Source organism: Acinetobacter tianfuensis (assembly GCF_003611465.1).
Lineage (GTDB): Bacteria > Pseudomonadota > Gammaproteobacteria > Pseudomonadales > Moraxellaceae > Acinetobacter > Acinetobacter tianfuensis.
Map to the genome: position 1 here is coordinate 12,017 of NZ_RAXV01000001.1, position 25,835 is coordinate 37,851.

Genomic DNA, 25,835 nt, shown 5'->3' on the forward strand with positions numbered 1-25,835 from the left:
GGTGTCCTAAAAAATAATTAAGCGTTAAAGCTGGGATTATACAATAAAAATGAAGGTGAACATTTGAGATTGTTCACCTTCTGCAAATGGATGAAATTATGACATGATTTTTTTAAATTGACGCATCATAAAGAGCTTAAAGTCATCCAGATAGGTAAAGATCACAGGTACAACAACTAAAGTCAGCAGTGTGGAAGTGATCACGCCGCCAATGACGGCATGCGCCATAGGCGCGCTTTGTTCTCCGCCTTCACCTAATCCAAGTGCAAGCGGCACCATGCCCATGACCATCGCGCTGGTGGTCATTAAGATTGGACGTAAACGGGTTTTGCCGGCAGCAATAATCGCGTCATAACGCTCCATGCCTTCATCCATGGCTTTTTTAATAAAGTCGATGAGCAAGATGGCATTTTTAGTGACTAACCCCATGAGCATAATAATGCCGATAATGGAAAATAAGTTCATGGTTGAATTAAACACAAAGAGCGCCAGAAAGACCCCAATCAGCGACAGCGGCAGTGAAGCCATGATGGCCGCTGGATGAATAAAACTGTTGAACTGTGAACCAAGCACAATATAAATAAAGACAATAGAGAGTGTAATTGCTGTCATGGCGTAGCCTGCAGATTCCTCCATGTCTTTGTTTGAGCCTTGGGTGTCAAAACCATAACCGGGCGGCAGCTCAAAATTGTCCTGAATCTTTTTAATATCTGCACCAATATCACCCGCTGGACGTCCTGCAGTATTGGCTTCGACCAATACTTCACGGGCGAGGTCCCGTCTATTGATTTGAGATGCGCCCAGCGTTTCTTCAAAACTTGCGACCGATGCCAGCGGAACTAAGATAGGCAGGCCTGATGCATCTGTTTTTTGTGAGGTGATATACATATTTTGAACATCACTTGGCAAACGGCGGCTGTCTTCTGTTAGGCGTAAATTTACATCATAGGTTTCGCCTTTTTCATCCTTCCACGTGGTGATGTTATCACCAGCAATGAGTGGGCGGACAACATTGGCAATTTGATTGACTGATAGCCCTAAGTCACTGGCTAAGACGCGATTAATATGTACGCCAAGTGTCGGTTTCGGCTCCTTGAGAGAACTTTCTAAATCGACAATGCCGTTCACTTTGGCAATCTCAGCCATAAAGCGGTCAGATATTTTCTGCAGTTCATCTAAATCTGGGCCTTTGATCGAAATCATTACAGGTTTTTGACCGCCTGAAACAGTTTCATCAGCAGAGGCGACAGAGGTAATGGTAATACCTGCGACACTTTGCAGGCGCTGGCGGAATTCATTATTCAGATCAGTCAAACTTTGCTGGCGTTCTGTGCGCGGTGTAACGCTGACACGGATGCTGACATGGTTTTTACCGCGGTCAGTTACACTATTAATTGAGCCGTAGGTTGCAAGCACTTCCGGATGCTGGCGGATAATTTTATCCACTTGTATCAGTTTGGCTTGCGAATACTGTAATGTCGCATCCACAGGTGTTTCAAACTTAATGCGGATCTCGCCTTTGTCTGGCACAGGTACAAACTCTGTGCCAATCAATTTAGACAGCCCGAGTGCGCCAAACAGTGATGCAACAGCAACTAAAAGAGTGATAAAGCGGAAACGCAGCGCTGTTTTCAGCAGTTTTTCGTAGTAAATGCTGAGGTTGTCCAGTTTGCCTGAAATCCAATTGAAAAAACGTTTTACCCGGCCGGGCTTTTTATTTGGATTATGCTTTTCAGTCCAATGCGCAGACAGCATCGGATCTAGCGTGAAACTGACAAACATCGAGATCAGTACCGCAGTACTGACCGTGACGCCAAACTGATAGAAGAAGCGGCCGATAATGCCGCCCATAAATGCCACTGGTAAAAATACAGCAACAATGGTTAGTGTGGTGGCGAGTACAGCTAGGCCAATTTCTTTAGTTCCATCTAGCGCAGCTGTAACATGATCTTTGCCCATATCTGCGTGGCGGACAATGTTTTCACGGACGACAATGGCATCATCAATCAGCAGTCCAATACTTAATGACAGCGCCAGAAGCGTCATCATATTAATGGTAAAACCGAAAACCCAAATAAATGTCAGTGTACCCAGCAGGGCAATCGGCAGGGTTAAGCCCGTAATTGCTGTAGAGCGGAACGAACCTAAAAATAACAGTACGATGAATACGGCTAAAATCGCGCCTTCAATAATCGTTCGGGCTACATCTTTAATGCTGCCGCGGATACCTTTTGAAGCGTCCACGACGACTTCGGCCGTCGTCCCTTTAGGCAATTGGGTTTTAATATCTTCCAAAGTCTTGCGGGTATTATCGACAACTTCAATCACATTGGAGTCAGAGCTTCGCAAAATATCAACAGCGACAGCCGTTTTGCCATTTAAATAGGCGCTGGACTCCATTTCAGCTTGGCTGTCTTGAATCTTTGCAATTTGTTTTAAATAAATCGGTGCGCCGTTTTTATTGGCAATCACTAAGTCACCAAAAGCTTGCGGGTGAATGACACGGGATTTAATTTCAACAACAAGTTCTGAGTTTTGCTGTTTTAATGTGCCGCCCGGAACTTCTATATTTTCAGCTTTTAAGGTATTTAGAACTTGGTCAATGCCAATGCCGAAGCTTTGCAATTTTTGCGGATCAACCTGAATGCGTATTTGACGCTGTGCATCGCCCAGCAGATTGACTGTGCCCACACCGCTGACTGTACGCAGCTGCGGAATAATGCGCTGATCCAAATAAGAACTGAGATCCCGCAGTGACATATTTTCAGATTCAAAAACAATTGACATCACTGCAGAAGCTGTTGGGTCGTAGCGTTCTACAATCGGGTCTTCAATTTCATCACGGAATTGGGCGCTGACTGGCGCAATCTTATCCTGAATGTCTTGGGCGGCAACAGAGGAGGGCACGTCAAGATTAAATTCAACAATAATGGTTGAAAGCCCTTCGCTGGACTGCGAAATGACTTGCTTCAGTCCTGAAATGGTATTGATCTGATCTTCCATTTTCTTGGTGATTTCAGATTCAACAGATTCAGGTGAAGCCCCAGGGTAATTGGTATATACGACGACAAAGGGAAAGTCGACATCAGGGAACTCTTCTACACCCATGCGCTGCCAAGAAGCCAAACCCAGCACCATGAGGCAGAACATCATCATAATGGTAAATACAGGGTATTTGACGCTAATTCGAGTAAACCACATAACCGCTATCCTGCTTTATTGTTCTAGTTATTGCTGATGCTGACAGTTTGCTGGATTTGCTCGTCAGTAAATTTTACTCGGCTGACCTTGTCGCTATTCTGCAAGCCCTGCACCATAACTGTGTTCGTGCTATAGCGCTGTTCTAAAATAGTTAAAGGGACTTTGATAATTTTATTTTGCCGTATGACCCAGACAAATGGTTTGTCCTCGAGGTTTTGGATTGTGTCTAAGGGGATCTGCTGCCCTGTAATGCTGTCAGAACCTAAAATGCTGCCTTCAACGAATGCGCCAATACTGAGCGAGTTTATGGCTGAAGCGGGCTGGGCAAAGAATTCGATTTGACGGCTGCTTTGATCTGCAATTGGTGAAATGCGGCTGATTGCGGCATTCAATTTGTTTGGATTGCCTTGAATGCTATATTCAATTTTTTGTCCAAGTCTTAAAGCGGACTGCATTTCACTTGGCAGCTGAGCTTGAATTTCCAGTTTATTCGGATCAACGATTTCAAAAAGGGTAGTGCCTGCTGCAACAGTTTGACCAGGTTCGACTTGACGCTTGGTAATGACACCGCTGATGGGGCTGGTGATGATTCCGTCTTGATCTGCTTTACGGGCAATATCAACATTGGCTTGCTGCGCATTCACATTTTCAAGCTGCGCCTGATAATCAACTTTACTTTGCTCATACTCAACTTTGGAAATAAAGCCTTGGTTCAGCAATCGCTGCTTGCGCTGCATCATCAGCTGCGCCTGATTGGCTTGGGTTTTCGCTGAGGCCAAATTTGCCTGAGATTGAGCGAGGCGGGCTGCATTGTCCTGATTATTCAAGCGCACCAAAACTTGGCCCTGATTGACGTGCTGGCCAATTTGAGCAGATACGCTGACTGCAGTTGCAGTGACTTGCGCTTGAATGCTGCTCTGATTGACAGCGCGCATCGTGCCAGTGAAATTTGTTTTTGCAACAGAGGCGCCTTGTTTCACAGCAACCAAATCTTGCTGAATCAGTTCAACTTTAGCGGCTTCATCTTTGGGCTTCTCTGGCTCACTTTTTTGACAAGCTGCTAAAGCTATGCTGACAGAAATCAGGCTGATTTTAAGTGCGCGGGTCATCAGAATCTGATTCATATATTTTGCATGCTGTGCTGATTGCATAATCATCCTTTTTATTCAGCTGTCAACAGAAGCAATTGAAAAGACAGGCAACTATTCCATTGCTTTTAAACGGGCAATAATTCTGTCGTATTCGGCTGCTGTATTTCGATAGCGAGTTTGTAAAGATTGAACATCCTCTTTTTTCGCTATGATATTTTTTTGGTTATTATTTAATGTTGTTTTTAGCGCCGCAGGCATCGGTTCAGCTTTGCGGTTGTATTCACGCTCTTGACGCACGAACATGATACGGTCTTCCTGCAGCTGTTTTAATTGGCCTTGCTGAAAGACGATTTGTTTTTTTATTGCGACCAGTATGTCATGTTTTTTTTGTTCTGCAACTTTACTGTTGGAATAGGCGCGCTTCAGCTGAGCATCTGCTTCATTTCTCTTAGCTGCCGCTGCCCGCTGCGGCGCTTGCTTAATATCCGCTTCTGCATTATAAGGTTTATTGCGTTTAATCACCTGCATATTTTGATCCAGCGCTTCATAGCCGTATCGAATATGATTGGGGGTCACGCTGGTACTGATGTTGGATACGCCTTTACTGTCATAATAGCGGTACCATGTCGGTTTCCGGATGTTTTCGGCAGCAGAAACACAGGCTGTGTATGACATCAGCACCAGTAAAAAGATGAGCCGCTTTGCCATTTTTTGATAAGCAATGAAAGCAAGTTTTGAATGAAACTGACCTTGCATTGTATTCCCCAATATTAAAGTTGACTAAATTACTTATTTTTAAGTAATAATGATGCTATATTATTCCTAAAAATGAGAATTAAAAACTAGCCAAAGTTAAAAATAAATTGTTGGTCATCGGAAAGTGTGAAACTGTTAATATAATTGAATATAAATGTGTTCTTGAGCAGAAAATGTTCATTGAAAAAGCAAGTAAATATATGTTAAAAATGTTAATAACTGTTAACTAAAAGCAAGCGGCTAATAACATTCCGCATTCTATGCATCCATATTTTTGGAAGGGTCATTAAATGGACGATAAATTTCAAAATCTAAAAGTCATGGTAATTGATGATTCAAAAACCATTCGTCGAACGGCCGAAACTTTACTTCAGCGTGAAGGCTGTGAGGTTGTGACTGCGGTAGATGGCTTTGAAGCGCTGTCTAAAATTGCAGAAGCAAACCCGGATATCGTATTTGTTGATATCATGATGCCGCGTCTAGATGGTTATCAAACTTGCGCATTAATTAAAAATTCGCAAAATTATCAAAATATTCCTGTAGTGATGCTTTCAAGTAAAGATGGCCTGTTTGATCAGGCTAAAGGGCGTGTTGTGGGTTCGGATGAATACTTAACAAAACCATTTAGTAAAGATGAATTGCTGAATGCAATCCGTAATCACGTAACTGCTTAATTTGTTTTAAATTTTATTGGGGAAAGGCATGGCACGTATCTTAATCGTTGATGATTCACCGACAGAAACATTTCGTTTTAAAGAGATTCTAGGCAAACACGGCTTTGAAGTTCTTGAAGCGGCAAATGGGGCGGACGGTGTAACAGTCGCGCAAGCCGAGCTTCCAGACCTCGTCCTGATGGATGTGGTCATGCCGGGTGTAAATGGTTTTCAGGCAACACGTCAAATTGCCCGAGGCGCAACAACAAAGCACATTCCAATTGTGATTGTGAGCACTAAAGATCAGGCAACAGACCGTGTATGGGGTAAGCGCCAAGGGGCATGTGATTATTTAACAAAGCCTGTGGACGAACAACAATTAATTGATGTGATCAAACAGCACCTCAATGAAGGATAAGGCTCTATGGCAGCAAATGGGTTTATCGAATTGCTTCGTATTGCGAAACGCGGGAATAAAAACTACGTTTCGTCTGAAAATGAGGTCAATCGATGGTCAGGCATTGCTTTTGAGATGATGGGGCAATTTTTTGTTGCTCCTTTGGGTGAAGTATCTGAAGTGATATACCCGCCTAAATGTACGCCAGTCCCAAATACCCAGTCTTGGGTACAGGGATTGGCAAATATTCGGGGGCGGCTGCTTTCAGTATCGGATTTGGCTCAGTACATGACTGGCCATAGAAGCAGTTATTCTCCAACTCAAAAAGTATTATGTATTAGTCATAATGACCATTATGTCGGTTTAGTCGTTGATCAGGTTTTGGGGATACAGCACTTTAATAAGAAAAGTTATTTTTCTAAAGACGCTGAATTAGACAGCACATTGCAGGAATATTGCCAAGGGTATTTTCACCAGCATAACCAGCAGTGGCATGTCTTCTTGTTTAGCCGTTTAATGCAAAATCCAAAATATATGAACGCATCTATAAAATTTATAAATTAATTGTCGCGCACGTAACGAATGAACGCGTAAATCGGGGAGAAGCTGAATGGGCTTTAAACTTAAAAAGAAAAATACAGGTGAAAGTGCAGGCCGTTCAGGCGGTAATGCTTTATTAGCTAAGATTCAATCACAAACAGATCAGTTATCACGTGTATTTGGTGACAGTGAAAAGTCTAAACCATTTATTTTGGGTGCAGGTTTTTCCCTTATCTTGGCGTTATTCTTACTTATATATCTGTTCTATAGCGTACCGCGTAATAACCAGTTAACACTTAGTGTGGGTGAGTTGCGTCTGTTATCGCAAACGATTTCACGCCAAGCGACGGAAGCAACTGCTTCTGGTACGCCTGAAGCCATTAAGAAGCTGGTAGGGTCACAAACGGTTTTTGCTGAAAATCTTGAAATTGTTAAAGATATTCATCCCAATACAGAAGTATTAAAAACTGTAGAAAAACAGTGGAATGATGTTTCTAGTAATATTGACTTGATTTCATCGCAGCAAAAAATTATTAACCAGCTGTATGATACAAACATTGCAATTGGTGAAGCAATTCCAGGTATTCAGGCTGAATATAACTTGATGGTTGACCAAATGGCACGTCAAGATATGCCGTCTAACCAAGTGGTTATTGCGAAAAACCAAGTATTCATTGCAGAACGTATCTTGCGTTCGATCAGTTCTGTTTTGACAGGTTCAGACAGTTCTCGTGAGTCTGCAGATGACTTCAGCGCCGATACTGAAACATTCGGTTCATATTTAACTGCACAGTTGAATGGCAGTAATGAATTAGGTGTACAGCGTATTGAAAATTCAGAATTGCGCGAGTCGCTGCAAGGTATTAAAGCTGAATATGATGATGTATTAAAATCTGCAGCTGCAACGATTCTGAAAAACTCGCAGCAAATTGTTAAGGTGCGCCAAGCATCATCTTCTATTTTTACACAGTCTGATGAACTGCTTTCAAACCTGAACAAGCTATCAAGCGGTTCTAGCTTAGCGATTGCAATTCCAGGCTTGTTCTTGATTTTATGCTTAATCGGCTTCTTATTCTGCGTATTCAAATTGCTTTCTTTACGCGGACAGATCGATAAACAGCGTGTAGGCCGCCTGCAAGAAGAATATGACCGTAACCAAAACGCGATTTTACGTTTACTGGATGAGATTGCCGACCTTGCGGACGGTGACTTGCGTTCATATGCGACAGTATCTGAAGACTTTACAGGCGCAATTGCGGACTCGATCAACTTTGCGATCGACCAATTGCGTGATCTTGTATCGCGTATTACAGAAACTTCTCAAGAAGTTGCGCAATATACAGCGAATACACAGGGCATTACGAACCAGCTGGCAGAAGCTTCTGAACATCAGGCACAAGAAATTGCAGGCGCATCTGCCGCAATTAACGAAATGGCGCTGTCAATTGACCAAGTATCTGCCAACGCAGAAGAATCTGCGGTCGTTGCGGAACGTTCGGTACAAATTGCTGCCAATGGCGCTGACGTTGTAAACCGTTCTATTGAGGGTATGGACACGATTCGTGAACAGATCCAAGAAACATCGAAGCGTATTAAGCGTCTTGGTGAGTCTTCACAAGAGATTGGTAACATCGTTGCCCTAATTAACGATATTGCCGATCAGACGAACATTCTGGCGCTTAACGCTGCTATTCAGGCATCTATGGCAGGTGAAGCAGGCCGCGGTTTCGCCGTGGTAGCGGATGAGGTACAGCGTCTTGCTGAACGTTCAGCTTCTGCAACTAAACAGATTGAAGGTCTTGTAAAAACCATTCAAACGGATACAAACGAAGCTGTTATTTCAATGGAGCAAACAACTGCTGAAGTTGTACGCGGTGCGAACTTATCTAAGGATGCGGGTGTTGCCTTGGATGAAATTCAAACGGTATCGAACAGCTTGGCAAAACTGATTGCAAACATTTCGGATGCAGCGAAACTTCAGGCAGCATCTGCGGGTCATATCGCGACAACGATGAACGTTGTACAAGAAATTACATCGCAAACAACCAGTGCAACTTTCGATACTGCGCGATCAGTTTCTGAATTGGCGAACATGGCCGAAACATTACGTGACTCTGTATCTGACTTTAAACTTCCTGAATAAGGGTGTCAGAAAGCTTTGGGGGAAATGGCATGCTTTGCAGATTGCAGAGCATGCCAAATAAACAGACTGAGTATCGGTATGATTGGCTGCGCTCTTTTGAGCCAAAGCCTCGCGTGATGGTCACACATAAGTTTGAGCACCTTCTTGGTGGCAAAACGTAAGAAGCCTTAGCTATGAAAGAAATATTAAAAAATTTGGTCGAAACGACTGCTCTGCCTGAAGATAGCTATCTGGATCAAGATGCAGAAATTCTAGAAATTTTTGTTGAAGAAATTGAAGAGATCTTTGAAGAGTTAAATACTTTGCTTGCCGCTTGGCTGGAAGCGCCGCAGGATAATGAACTGCTGACGACTATCCGCCGCCATTTCCATACCTTAAAAGGTTCTGGACGTATGGTCGGTGCGAAAACAGCCGGTGAGGCAGCTTGGACTGTAGAAGATACTTTAAATCGGGTGATTTCAGGATCGCTTACGATTAACCCAATGATTCAAACATTTGCTCAAACAGTTCTAAATATTTATCAATACAAGCTGTATCCGTGTTTTAAAGAAGTACGTGAGCAGACTGTAGATTTACGCCCAGTTGTGCTCTTGGGGCAGCAATTGCAGCAAGGCATTAGCCCGGAACCTGCATTGCAGGAATTATTGACATTAGCAGTAACGTTACGTTCAGAAAAAGATGTGACAGGTCTAGAGCTTGATGAAGCAGCAGTATCTGCTGAGTTTGAAGCTCCTGAGCCAGTATTGGCTGAAGCAGCTGGAGCTGAGCATGATGACAGCCTGATTCAAGAAACTCTCGCGATCTTTATTGAAGAAGCTGAAGAACATTTACAGACGATTGACCGCTTCCTGACACAAAAAGATGCGAAATCACAAGATTACAATGGATTAATCCGCGCATTGCATACATTGCGCGGCAGTTCGTCGATGGCTCAAATTGATCAAATTTTTGAAGCCAGCTCAAAAGTTGAGAATTTATTTAAAACACAGTTGCAAGAAGAAATCAGTTCTAGCTCAAATGAAGCTGCGCTATTGGTTCAATATTCTGAATTTGTGCGAGATTATTTGCATACATTGCGTAAAGGCGATACAGCTAAACTTGATGATGTTTACCGCACATTTACAGATGCGTGGAAAAATTATGGATTTGCAGTTGAAGAGGCGGACCCTGAACTGCAAACACAAGGTTTGGTTTCTAAACTGATTGCATTGAATATTGACCTGCTGCTCGATGCCGAGTTTGAGTTTGATACGCGCGCTAAAGCTGAATATCCAGAATATTTACAGTCTTTGAGTGAACAGACCTCCGCGCTGCTTGAACATACCGATAACCGTGCGTCACAAGGTATTCACCAGTTTACGACCGAGCTGAAAGCGAGCTATGACAGCCTATGCGCGAAACCGCAGCTGCTGAACATGGACTATGCTTATGAGCTGTTTGCTCAGGCGCACCAAGAGTTTATTCATTTATTTGATACCTTGGCTGCAGGCCAGCGCGTAGTGCTTTCGGAAGAAACACATAAATTGCTGAGTGATCTGTCTGCATTTGTACAGCAAGATATTGAAGCAGTTGAGTCGGTTGAAACGGCAGAAGTACAGCCTGCTGCAGGTGTAGACTTTGCTGTTTTGGGTCAGCGTATTGCGTCTGATCATGCAAAAATGTCTTCTGCGGATGTGAACTCTGACTTTGATGCAGATTTGCTGGATATTTTCCTTGAAGAAGCGGATGAATTGCTTTCAGGTATTGACCAAGATCTGAATACGTGGAGTAAGGATCCGTCGAATACAGGTTCATTAAATAATTTGATGCGCTATTTGCATACGCTGAAAGGCGGCGCAAATATGATTGCAGCATCAAATATTGGCTTAATTGCGCATGAGCTTGAGTCGATTTATGAGCGTGTGATCCGCGGTCAAATGACTGTAACACCATCTATTATTCAAATTATCCGTTTGGTTCAGGATGATATTTCTGACCGTATTCAAACGATCCGCGATAACGGCATTGATTATCCGGCCTCAGAAGCTGTTTCTATTCTGAGTAATATTCAAGCGCTGGCAAATGGTCAAGATACAGCATCTGCGGTTATTGAAGTTGAAATTGAAGAGCATGTGGAAGAGGCGCTGCCGGCAGTTTCTATTGATGATGCCATACAGGCGGATCTTTCAGATATAGCTGAAGAGGAGCAATCTGAAACGCTTTCTGCTGAAAGTGCGCCTCCAGAAAAAACTGAGTTTGAAGTCTTCGGCTTGGATGCGCCTCAGCAGCCAGCAGCGGAGAAAGCGGTCTCTGCCCTTTCTGAAGATGATGAACTTCGCTCAGTGGTTGAAGAAACCTTTTTGGAAGAAGCTGAAGAAATTCTGGAACATGCTGCTGCCTTATTATTTCAGTGGATTGATCAGCGCAGTGACCGTAGTATTCTGCTTCAATTGCAGCGTGCAGCCCACAGTATTAAGGGTGGCGCCCGTATGGTGGAAAATGAGCCGGTTGGCGCAATTGCGTACCAGCTCGAAACCACATTTGAACAATTTGCTGTACATCATTTCAACTCGAATGCTTATGACAGTTTGCTGCAAACGACGTTGAGCTGGTTGAAGCAAGCTATCTTCAATAAAGACTTCAGTAATTATGACAGCATCAAGCTCAGTTTGGAGTCGATTGAATTTGTTGACGTTACCGTACAAATTCCGAAGCGTGCTGTTAGAGCGAATGCAAATGCAGCAGCGTTAGCCTTTGAATTTATTCAAGGTGATGGCGCTGAGCCTCCATCTATGCAAGGTGAATGGACGGATACAGCAGATACTGACAACAGTAATGAAATGATCCGTATCTCGGCTGATTTAGTTGAGAAGATGATTGACCTATCTGGCGAAAACTCAATTAACCGTTCGCGTATCGAAATGGATTTGGGCCAGCTGGGCAATACGCTGAACGAAATGGAATTGGCGATCAAACGTTTGGCTGATCAGCTGCGCCGAATGGAAGGTGAGCTTGAATCGCAAATTATTGCCAAGCATGGTTCTGAAAATTCACGTTATGCGGACTTTGACCCGCTGGAAATGGACCAATATTCGTCTTTAAACCAACTGTCTAAATCACTTGCAGAATCTGCATCGGATTTGGTTGATTTTAAGAGTACGCTAGCAGAGAAAATTCGTGATGCCGAAGGCTTACTGCTGCAGCAATCACGTATTCAGGCCGAGATTCAAGAAAGCCTGATGCGTACCCGTCTGGTTCCGTTTTCACGTATGCTGCCGCGTTTGCAGCGTATTGTGCGTCAAACGTCTACTGCATTGAACCGTCCAGCAGAGCTGATTGTGCAAAATACAGAAGGCGAATTGGACCGTACAATCCTTGAACGTCTGGTTACGCCTTTCGAGCATATGCTGCGTAACGCGATTGACCACGGTTTAGAAGAAACAGCAGACCGTATTGCGCTGAACAAGCCTGAAGCAGGCAGTATTGTTTTGAATATCAGCCGTCAGGGTACAGACGTCTTGGTGTCATTCAGTGATGACGGCAAGGGGATTGATGAAGCGAAAATTAAAGAGAAGGCGCTTAGCCTCGGTTTGATTAAAGCTGATCAAATGCTTGATAAGCAAGAAGCGCTGCAGCTGATTTTCCATCCAGGATTCAGTACCGCAAAAGAAGTGACGCAAATTTCAGGCCGCGGTGTAGGTCTGGATGTTGTACAAAGTGAAATTAAGGCATTGGGCGGCCATGTAACAGTGGAGTCTGTACTGGGCAAAGGCACTACCTTCACCATCCGCGTACCGACAACGGTCGCAGTAAGTGATGCCTTGATGGTGAAAGCCGGCGATCAGCAATTTGCGATTTCTTTGGCGCAGATTGAGCGTATTGTCCGTATTGCGCCTACAGCGCTGGAAGACTTCTTTGCAAGCAAGTTAGATACATTCAAAATTGATAATGAATACTACAAGCTTCGTTATCTGTCTGAGTTTGTATCGAATCAGCCAATGCCGCGTTTAAGCCACGCATCGCATTCACTGCCAGTTTTGCTGATTAAAGGCAATAGCGGTCAAACCATTGCATTGCTTGTGGATCAATTGATTGGTTCTCGTGCGCAAATTGTGGTGAAACCAATTGGTCAGCAGTTCTCTAATATTGGTGTAATTGCTGGGGCAACCATTTTGGGTGATGGTCAAGTCTGCTTGATTTTGGATGGTCAGAATATTGCCCGTCAAATTCAAACCACACAGCGCCTGAAAAATGTTACAGATCAGCGTGACGGCAGCCGTTATGGCGACGCGCGCCGACTAGTGATGATTGTCGATGACTCCGTAACTGTGCGTAAGGTTACAACCCGCTTGCTGGAACGGCAAGGTTACGATGTTGTGACTGCTAAAGACGGTGTAGATGCCATCGAGCAGCTGGAAAATATTCGACCGGATCTGATGCTTCTAGACATCGAAATGCCGCGTATGGATGGTTTCGAGGTGACAAACCTAGTTCGCCATCACGATATTCATAAAGATCTGCCGATTATTATGATTACGTCGCGTACGGGTGAGAAACACCGTGAGCGCGCATTCAGCCTAGGTGTAAGCAATTATATGGGTAAACCATTCCAGGAAGCAGAATTGCTTGAAAATATTGGCGCATTAATTGCGAAAAAGCAGGAGCTGATCTATGACTGATAAAAGTATCGTTTCTGCAGCAGCGGAACAGATTGACCGTCAGGAATTACAGCATTTAATTACGGTATCTACGGGTTTTATTGATGCCTATATTATTGACTGTCATGGTAAGGAGCCGATGCTGCTGCCGCAAAATATTATTTTGTCAGCACTGGACAGTACGACAGACGTGCCATTTGTACAATGGCATGAATTGAAGCTGCCGGTTTATGCTGTCAATGAACCTGCGCGTAAAAATGGCGTGGCGCTGGTGATTGAAGGGGATGATGTGCAGCAGCGTTTTGCGCTGATGTGCAACGAAATGCCTCGGACTATCCGCTTGCGTATCTCGGAAATTGTTGATGAAGAGAAAACATTGACCGATCCAGCCATTTATCAGTATGTACGTATGGGTGAGGATGTTTATCACGTGCCGAATTTGAACTATATTCAATCCTCTATGCAATCTTAAGTTCATTTTTATTGGCTGAAACAAAAAAGGAATTCCACGGAATTCCTTTTTTGTTTACGTGATATTTATTATTAAGCCAGCAAATTTTCTAAAATTTGTTCATAAATTTCAGAAAGAGGCTCTAAATCATCGACATTTACATGTTCATTCACTTGGTGGATTGTGGCATTTAAAACGCCAAGCTCAAGTACCTGAGCACCTGTAGGTGCAATGAAACGGCCATCTGAAGTGCCGCCGCTGGTAGAAAGCTGAGTTTCAACGCCAGTGATATTTAAAATGGCTGTTTTAGCTGCATTAACCAATTCACCGACTGGGGTGAGGAATGGCAAACCTGAAAGTGTCCACTCAATGTCATATTCAACATTATGGCGGTCCAAAATTTCAAGTGTACGGGCTTTTAGCTCTTCTGCTGTGACTTCTGTAGAGTAGCGGAAGTTAAACAGCGTTGTCATTGTGCCGGGCACAACATTGGTTGCGCCAGTGCCTGAGTTGATATTTGAAATTTGGAAAGACGTTGCAGGGAAGTATTCGTTACCGTTATCCCATACTGTTTCACAAAGCTCAGCAATGGCTTTTGATGCAGTGTGAATCGGGTTCACTGCAAGGTGCGGATAAGCGACATGGCCCTGTTTGCCTTTTACTGTCAATTTTGCATTTAAAGAACCGCGGCGGCCATTTTTAATAATATCGCCTAGCTTATTGGTGCTCGAAGGTTCGCCCACAAGACACCATGTGATTTTTTCATTGCGCGCTTCTAATGTTTCAACCACTTTCACTGTGCCGTTAATAGACGGGCCTTCTTCATCCGATGTGATCAAAAACGCGATTGAACCTTTATGGCAGGGATGTTTTTCTACAAAACGTTCGGAAGCAATGACCATGGCAGCTAAAGCTGTTTTCATATCGGCACTGCCGCGGCCATAGAGTTTGCCGTCACGGATTTCTGGCTGGAAAGGGTCTGAACCCCATGCATCTAAGCTGCCTGTCGGAACGACATCTGTGTGGCCTGCAAAACAGAAAACAGGTGATTCAGTACCGCGGCGCGCCCAAAGGTTATCTACATCTTCAAAACGCATGTTTTCAATATTGAAACCTGCTTTAGCCAAGCGCTCAGCCATAATAGGCTGACAAGTGTGATCTACAGGCGTCACAGAAGGCTGGCGTAGAAGTTCTAGGCTTAGGTCGAGAGTCGCTGATGAAGTCATACTGAATCTTAAAATCAAAAATGTCACAATATAATAGGTGAATCGGCAGAATTAAACATAAAAAAACCCTACTGAAATAGGGTTTTTTAACAAAAAAATTGATATGAATTGGATTAATTGCGGCGAATTTCTTCAGATGTTTTTTCAGCAGTGCCTGTTACAGCCTGACCAGCTTTAGATACGTCTTGACCCACACCTTTCACAGTATTACAGCCAGCTAAAGCGAAAGCTGCTAGAAGTGAAGCGGCAATAATTTTTTTCATGTTATTCTCCAGTTGTTGGAATAATAAATATTTTTCCCGTAAATTTAGATTAAAAAATACATTGATTAAAAAGTATGCTGTTTTTATAGGTGTTCCGTAAGTAAGTGTAAAACAGGATTTGCTTGTTTCATGGCTCTTAGAATTCAGCAGTCTGCAGTAAGCAAGGCTGGCGGTACATATAGTAATCTTGTGTAAATTGCTGTTTATATAAGCCATCTGTCCACCATTGTGCAGGTTCACTGCTAGGCTCTAGATTTGGACAAATCCATTCATGGCGTTCTAGTCGATAAAGCGCTTGCGCTTTTTTGGGGATTCTTTGTCCCCAAAGACCAATGCGGCGCTGTTGGTTGACCCAGTATGGCAAGGGTTTCATATTCATCTCAGGGAGATAGAGCTGGCCTTTTAGAACACAATAGCGTTTTTGAATATCAACGTTGAGTACATGTTTAAACTGAAATTGCTTTTGTGTGAAATGGCTGAGTTTGCGGTTAAGGGTATCGCTGCGGTTGAGTCCATACCAATAGGGCAGGCTCAAATCACGTTCTGCCAAATAGTATTTTAATGCGACTTCCCAATGTTCAATTTCCTGCGTATTTCGGTTGAGTAAGACAAAGTCCAGCTCTCCGGCTGTTCTAGGCCCATCAATCATTTGGATGCTGTGTCCCAGCAGCGTATAGGGATGATAGCTGCTGTCCTGAAGCCAAAACCAAATAAACATTTCAAAGCGCAGGCCAAGCCGGGTGCTTTTCAGCTGCTGTACAAATTGAATAAGTTCTTCTGGCTGCTGATCCAGCGCCGCCAAACGAGGCTGATAGCGTTCATAGTGCTGATGCCATATATCGCTGCTGTGCAGTTCAAAAGCATGCTTTATTTCAAGTTCTGGCGGAATGGCCGTTAAAATGCCAGGACTGGCTATGGCAAATGCCAGCTGCCGCACCATGGGATGTTTATAGTGAAGCCAAGGTTCAAATAGCGGTATAGAAGCAAATGGACTGGACATACAGAGTTGAACCTTAAACAGCGAGAGGGACGTTAAAATCATCTGTGAATAATGCAGAATAACAACGGACAAAGCAAAAAAACACTTTATACTAAGCCGCATTGCTGGTTTAGGTCGCGGTTATGAAAACGTTGTTTTGGCGAAGCTTAGTGCTGATATTTGTACTATTGGGCTTTATCGGCGCAATTTTACCAGGTATGCCAACAACAGTATTTCTCATCTTAGCTGCATGGGCGGCATCAAAAGGCTGGCCGCAAATGGACGCTTGGCTGCTGAATCACCCTAAATATGGGCTGACATTGCGTGCATGGCGTGAAAATGGCACTGTACCGCGGAAGGCAAAATGGGTCGCAAGCATTATGATGTCCATCAGCGCAGTGATTATGCTGTTTACCAATGCGCCCTTAGCCATCAAAATATTTACTAATTTAACCATGTTTATAGTCGCAATTTGGCTATGGATGCGTCCAGAGCCGCAGAGTACAGCATTGAGGCTGCCAAAAGCGCAAGATGAGAAGCAGTGATGACTTTATTTAGCCAAGATCAGGCAGACCTTTTAATTGATTTGGATCAGCAAACGCTATATTTGCCTAAGCTCAATAAGTTTTATGTGATTTCCAGCGGTAAAAATGGAATTGGTGAAGCGGAGAATAGCGGCAAAACCCCGCGCGGCTGGCATCGGATTGCAGAAAAAATTGGCGCAGAACTGCCGTTAAATACAGTATTTATAGCGCGTCAGCCAACGGGGGAGATCTATAGTTCCGCTTTAGCTTTAGAACATCCTGAACGAGATTGGATTCTGTCAAGAATTTTATGGCTGGGCGGTTTAGAAACAGGATTTAATCAGGGCGAGGGCTGTGATACCTACCGCCGCTACATTTATATTCATGGCACGCCTGAGACGGAGCCGATGGGGGTGCCGATGTCGCATGGCTGCATCCGCATGCGTAATGAAGACATTGTGGAATTATTTGACTTGATTGACGTCGACGCTAAAGTGCTGATTCAGACAGCGGATTAGGATAAAGCGCTTATATGCATTCAGCTCATAAATGAAAATTTGAATGTGTAAAGCCTTTCGCTGGCTGAAGTGATGAGAGGCATGCAGCGGGTTAATTTGGGGATAACTCAAATGATTAAAGAAGCGATTATTTTCTTACTCATTTGAAAATGAATCATTCACTGCAAAAAATGATGTAAAAACAATCAAGCCGCCAGTGTGTCTATAAATAGGACTGAAAAATATTGCGTATGGCAGCTAAAAAAAATGTATAAATATAAAAAATAAGCAGAAAATGTTGATTTTTATAGCAGATTACTTATTTTTTAATCACTCAAACACAAAAAGTGGAAAACTGGCATAAAAGCGTTTGACACTCGGTCAGGATTCTCTATAATGCACCTCATCAAGCGATGAAGTGCTTTGAAAGGGCGCTTAGCTCAGTTGGTAGAGCGTCTGCCTTACAAGCAGAATGTCGGCGGTTCGATCCCGTCAGCGCCCACCAAACTCTTTCATTGTTAGATTTATAGTGCAGCGGTAGTTCAGTTGGTTAGAATACCGGCCTGTCACGCCGGGGGTCGCGGGTTCAAGTCCCGTCCGCTGCGCCACTTTAAATCTAAAAACATCGTTTGATCCGCAATAGCGATATTGTGTAAGTGCAGCGGTAGTTCAGTTGGTTAGAATACCGGCCTGTCACGCCGGGGGTCGCGGGTTCAAGTCCCGTCCGCTGCGCCATTTGCACAGTTTAGCATATTGAGGGCGCTTAGCTCAGTTGGTAGAGCGTCTGCCTTACAAGCAGAATGTCGGCGGTTCGATCCCGTCAGCGCCCACCAGATTCTTTGTGATGCAGCGGTAGTTCAGTTGGTTAGAATACCGGCCTGTCACGCCGGGGGTCGCGGGTTCAAGTCCCGTCCGCTGCGCCATTCCTAGAATCAAACACCCTTTAAGGGCGCTTAGCTCAGTTGGTAGAGCGTCTGCCTTACAAGCAGAATGTCGGCGGTTCGATCCCGTCAGCGCCCACCATATATCATAAGATATATAGTGTACTTTTTCGGAAGTATCGTGATGCAGCGGTAGTTCAGTTGGTTAGAATACCGGCCTGTCACGCCGGGGGTCGCGGGTTCAAGTCCCGTCCGCTGCGCCATTTATCTTATATCTCTGTTCAAGAGGATGCCTTTAGAAAATTTTAATTTTCTCTTGCGCTTAAACAAAGTTTCGCTTTGTTACTCTTCGCTCAGGGCGCTTAGCTCAGTTGGTAGAGCGTCTGCCTTACAAGCAGAATGTCGGCGGTTCGATCCCGTCAGCGCCCACCATATTCTCTTCTTTATATTGCGTAAAACTCAAATTTTCCATAAAATCTATTTCGTATAATAATTTTAATATGCATGGAAAATAATGAGAAATCCTTATCAGCGCAAGGCCGCGGTCAAGTCACAAAACACAGTTGTTGATCCTAAAACCATTTATCAGCAGTTTATTGAACATCTGATCAGCCAAGGCAATTTACTTGCATTGTACCAAGACGGCTGGGCATTATGTGCAACACCTACAGGCCAAAAAGCTTTTGCTGTATGGCGGACTAAGAGTTTGGCGAAACTGGTGATTAAGGACAATTGGGCAAATTACGAGATCCAAGAAATATCACTTAAAGATTTTATTGAAAAAGTTATTCCATTTTTGAGACAAGAAAATACAGCGCTTTCACTCGACCTTACACCTGAAGGGCAAAATATTTTAGTCGCGCCTGAAAAAATGCTGCTGGATATCAAAAATTATTTATATCAGGTATATGCTCAGCGGCCTGAAATTTTTGAAGCAATGGGTATTCCATTGCCAAGAAACATTCGTTTGCATTAACGTATAGGCAGGCGGATTAATATTCATTCAGCAGCCAGCCGCTGCCATAAGCAAAATATTCTCTCAGCCAGTTGTTATAACGCATATAAAGCGGGGTAGGCGCACTGACAGCGTATAAATTGCTGTAGCCTTGCCGTTTGCCTATCGCTAAAGCCCGGGCCATGTGAAAGTCATTAGTGATGACCGCAATCGGCTGATGAATGTTTATGCTGAGCTCGTGCAGTACAGCTTTACTGTAAGTGAAATTTTCCTCTGTGCTGGTGCTCTTTGTTTCCTGATAAATCTTATAGGCTGGTATTGGGTGAGTATTGATTAAATACTGCTGCATGACTTCAGCCTCAGATAATGTTTCTTTAAAACCAAGACCGCCTGTAACAATGAGCGGTGCGTGAGGGTTTTGCCGTGAAGCCAAAGCTGCTGTATCTAAGCGTGTTTTCACTGAAGGTGTGGGCTGATCTTTATTGATCCCGCCGCCTAAGACCATAATTGCTTTTACTTGAGGTATATCTTGCCTTACAGATTGTTGATGCATGAAGCCAAAAAAGAGCATTAAACTGAGCAGCCATAGCCAAAATATTCCCCACGCAGCCTGCCAGCAATATCTGAGCCAGCAGTATGTCTTTAATGCCTGCTGCAGCGGACGGTCAAACAGCGCCAGCATCATAAAAACTGTGCCTATACATAAAGGCAGTGCAATGCCAAAGTGAATTTTACCGAAGCTAAGCAGCCAAATACTGTCTGCAATTAAAATGAGGCCAATGACCCATAGCGCGGTTTTTTTCATTTAAGTCAAAAATTAGTCGGTAGCTGCACAGCAGTCTACTGAATAATTGACCATAAAAAAACTGGGCAACAGCGCCCAGTTTTTTTTTATTTGCGGTTTACCGTTCAATGACTGTTTCATTAGGCAGTCATTTATTTTCCTTTACTTAGTAAACATCACGGCGGTAGCGGCCATGCTGTTTTAGGTTTTCTACGCAGTCATCCCCTAAAATATCAATCAGCGCTTGATCGACATCTGACGCCATGCCTTGGATGCTGCCGCAGACATAGATGACAGCGCCTTGTTCTATCCAAGATTTCAACTCAGCAGCCTGTTCACGAAGTTTATGGTGTACATACACTTTTTCAGCCTGATCACGTGAGAAGGCAAGATCTAGGCGTTTTAACATGCCTGTATTTTGCCACGCTTCAATCGTGCTCTGATAGAAGAAGTCATGTTCACGCTGACGCTCACCAAAGATAAGCCAGTTTTCGGTGTAATTGGAGCGGATGCGGGCGCTAAGCAAACTCATCAGGCCTGCAATCCCTGTACCGTTGCCAATTAAAATGACAGGGCGGTTGTCGTCAATGAGATGGAAGGACGCATTGCTGCGGATACGCAGTGCAACTTCAGACTGTTCAGCAGCATATTGCGTTAGCCAGCCTGAACCTAAACCAAGAGTGCCGTCAGAATCTGACTGCTGGCGTACCACTAAACGTAAAACCTGCTGCTCTGGAATGCTGGCAATAGAATACTCACGTGATGGCAGGGCAGGCAGCTGTTCAAGCAAGTGATCCATATTGGCAAAAGGTTCAACATCTGCTGTCAGATCACGGTCCCAAAGCATACTTTCAATGCTCTTACCCGCAGAGTCAACCATGGTATTTGGAGAAATTTGATGCTGGGCGAGGAAAGTCATAATGCGTGTATTGCTGTTGCCTGGCTGGATTTCTGCAATATCGCCAGCTTGCCAGTGCGCTTCATGCTTAGGCTGGAACTCCAAATCAAAAGCAGGAGCGCCAACGCTGTGCGGGTTGAGCAATTTACGCTGTGTTAAAGTCCAGCGGTCAAATGTTTTATCAATATTCATCGCTTGCAGTTCAAGTTTGGTTGCTTTTGCTAAAGCCTCATTCCAAGTTTGAATATCTGCAGCATTTGCATTATCGACTTCAATCAGAGGGAACAGTGCAGCTGCGCCATTGCTCTGCAGCCAATCGTGTATGCGGTGGCCAAAGCTGCAGTATGTTTCAGGGTATTCCTTAGAGCCTAGAGCAAGAACGGCAAATTGAATATGCTGAAGATCTATGGATTGCTGCATGATTTTTTTCTCAAATGCAGAAGCCAAATCTGGCGCTTCACCTGTACCGTAGGTACTTGCGACAATCAGCAGCTGAGTATTGTTTTTCAAGTCTTCAGCAGTAATGTGCTGTAAGGCTTTTACTGCTGCAGGCTGACGCGCTTCTTGCAGACTGCCTGCAGTACGCCAAGCCAGCTGTTCTGAAACACCTGTTTGTGAAGCATAGGCAACAAGCCAAGCTTTAGCATTTGGATCTGTGTTAACTGCCGCTAAGCCGTTACGGGCTTGCTGTGTCAGCTGCTTTTGTTTACGGCGTTTTAGATAGAGCATCCAGCCTGTTACAAAGAACAGCGGCATAATTAAAGCTGAAAGCATTGCAAAGAACTGATATACAGGGCCGAAGAAGCTGCCGCGGTGCACAGGCAGCATGCTGCTCATGATTTTTTCATTTAGCTTTTTATCTTCATACAGTTCTAATTTTTCAATAGAAGCAGTTTGATAATTATAGCTGGCTTTGTTGCGCGCACGTTCGTGCTGCGGTACAGCATCGACAAAAGTCAGCTCAACCGTGCCATCCGGTTTTTTAGGCAAGTTCAATGTTAAGCTTGAATACTCACGGCCAATTTGGCTGTTAAAACCAGTCCATGTCTGTGTCAGCGCATAGCTGATTTGCTCAGGTTTCAGGCCTTTCTTTTTAGATTCGCCGTCTTTGTGCTCAGCTGTAGGCCCATGACCTTCAGCGTTGCGCGTCTGACGGTTTTCACCGCCTTGGGTGCGGCCTTTGCCTTCCTCACCTTGCGGTTTTGGTCCTGCATTGGCTTGCATTTCAGGCTGAGGGCGTTCTACGCCAAGGACTTTGAACATGCCGTTGCGCCACCAATCATATGACCAGTACAGGCCTGTCATGGCTAAGATGAGATAGAAAATAATCACCCATGTGCCGGCAACGGCATGCAAATCCCACAGGAAGTTGCGGTCTTTTAGCTGCGGTTTAACAAAAAGCCATTGTTTTAATTTGTGTTTTTTTGGCCAGCGCAGATATAAGCCGCTCAGTACAAAAAAGATCAGCATCAATGTAGACGCGCCAGTGATCTGTTTGCCTACAGGGCCTACAGTCAAGTTGCGGTGCAGCTGCTGAATAAATTGAAAGAATTCGCGTCCCTTAACTTCAGGTAAAACTGCTGCTGTATAAGGATTAATCATCATTGTATAGCCGCGGCGCGCGCCTTCTTTCACAATATTGATAGAAGAAGAGGCGGCAGGGTTTTGTTCAATGGTGATGCTGTTAATTTTGATACCGCTGTCTGACTGCTGGAAGTGCTGATAAATCTCAGCGGGCGTCATTTTCGGTTTTTGTTGTACTTCGACAGTATAGCTGTCTGGATTAAGCCATTTTTGTATAGGCTGTTCATAGGAATATATAGCCCCCGTTACGCCCATAAGGGATAAAATGAGACCAGCAGTGATGCCTAAAAACCAATGGATTTGAAAGAGGGTTTTTTTAAACATGGCGGCGGTGAGTGAGGTGATGAAATGATGTTTGCGTATTATAGACTGAGAAATGGTAAAAAAAATGGAGATTACAAATAATATGCATTCTCATTTTCACTTATGCACTTTTATTTTATTCAAAAAAGCCTCCGCGAAGGAGGCTTTTGTCATGTCATCAGCTGCTGGATTTAAACCTGTTTTGGTTCGCCTACAGATTCAGTTAAATGCTTGCGGATTGTGCTGAAAGGGAAGTTTTTGCTGTCTAAGCGGTTTGGCAAGATATACGCGCCTTGCTGCCCCTTCACTTTGAAATTGATCAAAATGAATTCTGGAGTGTTGTACCATTCATAAATGTCTTTCCAGCCGACAGTCATGGTGCCGGTTTGCAAGCCGACCTGCTGCTGCATGGCAAGACCATGAGGCTGTACGCCTAAACGCATGTTTTTAATTTCTTGCACAGGTGTTTCGTTCAGTTTGCGCTTTACATACCATTCGATGCCGAATTTGCGCACGAGGAAGTAAATTACAACACAGGCAATAGCAACCCAGCAGAAAATGGTTGAGTAGTTTTTCAGTAAAATGATGCCAGCCATCGCCAGCACTAAAATAGCGCCCATGATGATCCATGCTTTCGTGCCGATTTTAAAGTTGCTGCGTGAAAGCACCAGCTGTGCATTACGCTGTTCTGCTTCAGAAATCTCGTAATTCACAGGCTGTAAAGTATAAGCGTATAGGTTTTTCGCGGTCATAGTTGAACTAACAGATTTTTAACTGGCAAAAGTTTAGCATTATTTTTGCCTGATCAGGGAGCATATTGTGTCAAAAATACTCAAATTATAATGATGCCAATTCAGTCGACTTTTGATCGCGTTCATGACTTAAATTTTGCTTTAACTGACTGAGTTGATTCAGGATACTAAACATTAACGACAGCTGCTGCAGCACAATCAGCGATTTATGATCTTCATCATTTTGCTGGGCTAAACGCTGGCGGACAGCATTGAGCATATTTTGTGAACTTAAATCAGGCACTTCATCATGCAGCAGAGCGCCTTGAATGTTATCCAGCGCCTGATCCATCAGCTGCAGCACCTCTTGATCTTCAATTTTATCGCGGTGCGCGCCCAAGGCTGCGATATAGCTGATAAAGGTATGATTGAGTGATAAAAATTCAAAAGCCTGTGCTTTTTGTGCTGGGTCAAAATTAGGTTCAGTCGCTAAAGTAGAAATAAGAGATGCGACATCTGCATCGGTATTGTGGGCAGCGCGGCGTACGATGCGGTAATTTAAGCCATTGTTGCGTCCATTTTTATATTGATTCATGACTTCACTTAAATAGTTGCATTGCGCCAGCAAAGAGCGGCGGATTGTGCGCCCTAAGCGGCGGAATTTCCAGTCTGGGAAAATAAAGCTGACACCAAACCATGCCAAGGCGCAGCCAATGAGGGTGTCAATCATGCGCGGAATGGCAGCAGCAAAGCCCATGCCGTCTAAGTTGAAATTGATCAGTGCAAGAATGGTAATAAAGGCGGTTGCTTGAGCATATTGTTTGCTTCGCAGTTCAAAAAACAGTACGCCGCTGAGTATCAGCAGCAGTAATTGTCCTTCAATAGACGGAATGAAGTACAAGATGCCATAGCCTAAAATAATGCCGATCAGTGTTCCGACAATGCGCAGATATAGGCGGCGCTTGGTGGCGTTAAAATTCGGCTGGCTGACAAAGAGCGCGGTCAGTAAAATCCAATAGCCGTATTCAATATCTGTCAGCTGGACAAAGACGTAGCCGATGAACAGTACAATAGAAACGCGCACTGCGTGGCGGAACAGCACAGATTCAGGAGTTAAATGCTGCTTGAGGCGCACGGCCATGTCATCCCAGCCTTTTAAATCATCATCTTTGAGCTGGTTTTCGGCTTGTTTGGCTTTATCAAACTTAATATGGCGCTCGGTTTCGACGTTGCGCAGCTGGGCATCAATTGCTTTTAAGTTCTGATACAGTGAAAACAGCGCATTGACCCAAACCTGATCATATTGCTGTTCTGCGCGCAGCTTATCCAGCGAAATGCGAAGATTGCGGAACGCATGCTTAAAACGCTGATTATGATTATAAGCCTGACGGTGCATAATGCTTTGACTTAAGTCTTTACATGCTTTGGCCTGCAGCGAAAGCACCCGCTGAAAACGGAACAGGATATCGCTATGTTCAAATATTTTCGCCAGCTTCTGATAGTCAATATGCGCTGAGTCCGCGCGCTCATGAATATCCTGAGCAACAAAGTAATATTGCAGGCTGCGGCGGGTATCTTTTTGCCCGCGGTCACCTTTTAAACGCGTCAGCAAAGCCGTTTTCATATCGTTGAAAATGCTGATCAGTTTGCCATTTTCCATTGATAGCTCAATTAAGCTTTGCTGGTAGCTGCCAGCGGTCATGTCGACATCAAATAAATTTGATTTGGCAAATAGAAAGTCGCCTAAAGATGAATAGCATTGGGCCAATTTGTCCTGAACTTGGCGCACAGGGAACAGCAGGAAACTAATTGTTGAAAGCAGGCCATACCATATTGCGCCAATGACCAGCAGACCCGCTTGCATGTACCAGTTTTCAAATAAGTCCACGCCAAGCATGGAGTACACTGCAATAACCAGACAGCCATAGGAAATAGTGGCGTAGCGCCGTCCAAGCGAACCCAGCAAAATCCAGCCGATACAAGAAATGATCAGTCCGATTGCAAACAGTATTGGGTAGGGGAACAGCAGGTAAATGGAGACTGCGGTAATAAAGAAACCGATATAGGTATAAATCTGGTTCATGATGCGCACAGAAAAGCGGTCATCAATATCACTGAGTCCGGCAGCAACGACCCCAAGAGTCAATGGAATGGTATATAGCTGGCAGTTCAGCAGGTACGGGACAAATGCCGTGCCTGTAAATGCGATAATCATGCGCAGGCTGTACATAAAGCTCGTGTTGTACGTTGCTTGCTTGAGACGGGTAAGCCAAGAGTTCAATGTTGATCCTTTGCCCAATGCTGGTGCTGTATCCGGCAGCAGCAGATTGCGTGAAATTTC

Annotated in this window: 19 protein-coding genes and 8 tRNA genes; 17 read left to right on the forward strand and 10 right to left on the reverse strand. The window is 44.1% G+C overall.

Going from position 1 to position 25,835, the window contains the following annotated elements; genetic code table 11:
* Nucleotides 1-96: 96 nt before the first annotated feature.
* From D7V32_RS00055 to D7V32_RS00065, 3 genes are read right to left on the reverse strand one after another with little or no spacing between them, the layout of a single operon-like run.
* Nucleotides 97-3,201, reverse strand: coding sequence for an efflux RND transporter permease subunit (locus tag D7V32_RS00055; RefSeq protein WP_120400898.1), 3,105 nt, complete (start codon nt 3,199-3,201; stop codon nt 97-99).
* Between the two features lie 23 nt (nt 3,202-3,224).
* On the reverse strand, nt 3,225-4,352 hold the full coding sequence (locus tag D7V32_RS00060; RefSeq protein WP_120400899.1) for an efflux RND transporter periplasmic adaptor subunit: 1,128 nt from the start codon (nt 4,350-4,352) through the stop codon (nt 3,225-3,227).
* A gap of 51 nt (nt 4,353-4,403) precedes the next feature.
* Entirely contained in the window at nt 4,404-5,048 is a 645-nt protein-coding gene (locus tag D7V32_RS00065) for a hypothetical protein (protein ID WP_120400900.1), read from the reverse strand.
* Nucleotides 5,049-5,338: 290 nt separating this feature from the next.
* On the opposite strand from D7V32_RS00065, the gene pilG reads away from it, so the two are divergent.
* The 6 genes from pilG (at nt 5,339) to D7V32_RS00095 (ending at nt 13,890) form a co-directional block, all read left to right on the forward strand.
* Nucleotides 5,339-5,722 (forward strand): twitching motility response regulator PilG, encoded by a 384-nt coding sequence (pilG, locus tag D7V32_RS00070; RefSeq protein WP_106985073.1) that lies wholly within the window; start codon nt 5,339-5,341, stop codon nt 5,720-5,722.
* A gap of 28 nt (nt 5,723-5,750) precedes the next feature.
* A complete protein-coding gene (locus D7V32_RS00075) occupies nt 5,751-6,119 on the forward strand; it encodes a response regulator (protein WP_120400901.1) in 369 nt (122 codons plus the stop codon).
* A 6-nt stretch (nt 6,120-6,125) separates the two neighbouring features.
* Nucleotides 6,126-6,662, forward strand: coding sequence for a chemotaxis protein CheW (locus tag D7V32_RS00080; protein ID WP_120400902.1), 537 nt, complete (start codon nt 6,126-6,128; stop codon nt 6,660-6,662).
* A 46-nt stretch (nt 6,663-6,708) separates the two neighbouring features.
* Nucleotides 6,709-8,781, forward strand: coding sequence for a methyl-accepting chemotaxis protein (locus tag D7V32_RS00085; protein WP_120400903.1), 2,073 nt, complete (start codon nt 6,709-6,711; stop codon nt 8,779-8,781).
* Nucleotides 8,782-8,954: 173 nt separating this feature from the next.
* On the forward strand, nt 8,955-13,439 hold the full coding sequence (locus tag D7V32_RS00090) for an Hpt domain-containing protein (protein ID WP_120400904.1): 4,485 nt from the start codon (nt 8,955-8,957) through the stop codon (nt 13,437-13,439).
* Nucleotides 13,432-13,890 (forward strand): hypothetical protein, encoded by a 459-nt coding sequence (locus D7V32_RS00095; RefSeq protein WP_120400905.1) that lies wholly within the window; start codon nt 13,432-13,434, stop codon nt 13,888-13,890. The genes D7V32_RS00090 and D7V32_RS00095 overlap by 8 nt, the downstream gene beginning before the upstream one ends.
* A 71-nt stretch (nt 13,891-13,961) precedes the next feature.
* On the opposite strand, the gene dapE is transcribed toward D7V32_RS00095, so the two are convergent.
* The 3 genes from dapE to D7V32_RS00110 all read right to left on the reverse strand — a co-directional run bounded on the left by dapE (nt 13,962) and on the right by D7V32_RS00110 (nt 16,358).
* A complete protein-coding gene (gene dapE, locus D7V32_RS00100) occupies nt 13,962-15,095 on the reverse strand; it encodes a succinyl-diaminopimelate desuccinylase (protein ID WP_120400906.1) in 1,134 nt (377 codons plus the stop codon).
* A 113-nt stretch (nt 15,096-15,208) separates the two neighbouring features.
* A complete protein-coding gene (locus tag D7V32_RS00105; protein ID WP_120400907.1) occupies nt 15,209-15,358 on the reverse strand; it encodes an entericidin A/B family lipoprotein in 150 nt (49 codons plus the stop codon).
* A 136-nt stretch (nt 15,359-15,494) separates the two neighbouring features.
* The gene (locus D7V32_RS00110) at nt 15,495-16,358 is read right to left on the reverse strand and encodes a DUF1853 family protein (protein ID WP_120400908.1); all 864 of its coding nucleotides are present in this window, start codon (nt 16,356-16,358) and stop codon (nt 15,495-15,497) included.
* Nucleotides 16,359-16,480: 122 nt separating this feature from the next.
* On the opposite strand from D7V32_RS00110, the gene D7V32_RS00115 reads away from it, so the two are divergent.
* The 11 genes from D7V32_RS00115 to D7V32_RS00170 all read left to right on the forward strand — a co-directional run bounded on the left by D7V32_RS00115 (nt 16,481) and on the right by D7V32_RS00170 (nt 19,215).
* Nucleotides 16,481-16,882 carry a YbaN family protein gene (locus tag D7V32_RS00115; protein ID WP_120400909.1) on the forward strand — a complete coding sequence of 134 codons (402 nt, stop codon included), beginning with the start codon at nt 16,481-16,483 and terminating at the stop codon, nt 16,880-16,882.
* A complete protein-coding gene (gene elsL / locus D7V32_RS00120) occupies nt 16,882-17,379 on the forward strand; it encodes a cell wall-recycling L,D-carboxypeptidase ElsL (RefSeq protein ID WP_120400910.1) in 498 nt (165 codons plus the stop codon). Before D7V32_RS00115 ends, elsL begins: the two co-directional genes overlap by 1 nt.
* A 408-nt stretch (nt 17,380-17,787) precedes the next feature.
* Nucleotides 17,788-17,863 (forward strand) — tRNA-Val (locus D7V32_RS00125).
* Between the two features lie 26 nt (nt 17,864-17,889).
* Nucleotides 17,890-17,966: transfer RNA gene (locus D7V32_RS00130), tRNA-Asp, on the forward strand.
* A gap of 50 nt (nt 17,967-18,016) precedes the next feature.
* Nucleotides 18,017-18,093 (forward strand) — tRNA-Asp (locus D7V32_RS00135).
* Between the two features lie 22 nt (nt 18,094-18,115).
* Nucleotides 18,116-18,191 (forward strand) — tRNA-Val (locus D7V32_RS00145).
* A gap of 13 nt (nt 18,192-18,204) precedes the next feature.
* Nucleotides 18,205-18,281, forward strand: a tRNA-Asp gene (locus D7V32_RS00150).
* Between the two features lie 24 nt (nt 18,282-18,305).
* Nucleotides 18,306-18,381: transfer RNA gene (locus D7V32_RS00155), tRNA-Val, on the forward strand.
* Nucleotides 18,382-18,425: 44 nt separating this feature from the next.
* A tRNA-Asp gene (locus D7V32_RS00160) sits at nt 18,426-18,502 on the forward strand.
* A 93-nt stretch (nt 18,503-18,595) separates the two neighbouring features.
* Nucleotides 18,596-18,671: transfer RNA gene (locus tag D7V32_RS00165), tRNA-Val, on the forward strand.
* An 82-nt stretch (nt 18,672-18,753) separates the two neighbouring features.
* Complete coding sequence (locus tag D7V32_RS00170; RefSeq protein ID WP_120400911.1) at nt 18,754-19,215, forward strand: DUF2750 domain-containing protein; 462 nt, start codon at nt 18,754-18,756, stop codon at nt 19,213-19,215.
* Between the two features lie 16 nt (nt 19,216-19,231).
* Here the strand turns inward: D7V32_RS00170 and D7V32_RS00175 are convergent, their stop codons facing one another.
* From D7V32_RS00175 to yccS, 4 genes are all read right to left on the reverse strand, one after another.
* Nucleotides 19,232-19,999: a YdcF family protein gene (locus D7V32_RS00175; protein ID WP_120400912.1), complete on the reverse strand. Its 768-nt coding sequence runs from the start codon at nt 19,997-19,999 to the stop codon at nt 19,232-19,234.
* 145 nt (nt 20,000-20,144) lie between these two features.
* On the reverse strand, nt 20,145-22,784 hold the full coding sequence (locus D7V32_RS00180) for a PepSY domain-containing protein (protein WP_120400913.1): 2,640 nt from the start codon (nt 22,782-22,784) through the stop codon (nt 20,145-20,147).
* 170 nt (nt 22,785-22,954) lie between these two features.
* Complete coding sequence (locus D7V32_RS00185; protein ID WP_120400914.1) at nt 22,955-23,515, reverse strand: hypothetical protein; 561 nt, start codon at nt 23,513-23,515, stop codon at nt 22,955-22,957.
* An 85-nt stretch (nt 23,516-23,600) separates the two neighbouring features.
* The gene (gene yccS / locus D7V32_RS00190; RefSeq protein ID WP_120401123.1) at nt 23,601-25,775 is read right to left on the reverse strand and encodes a YccS family putative transporter; all 2,175 of its coding nucleotides are present in this window, start codon (nt 25,773-25,775) and stop codon (nt 23,601-23,603) included.
* Nucleotides 25,776-25,835 lie beyond the last annotated feature (60 nt).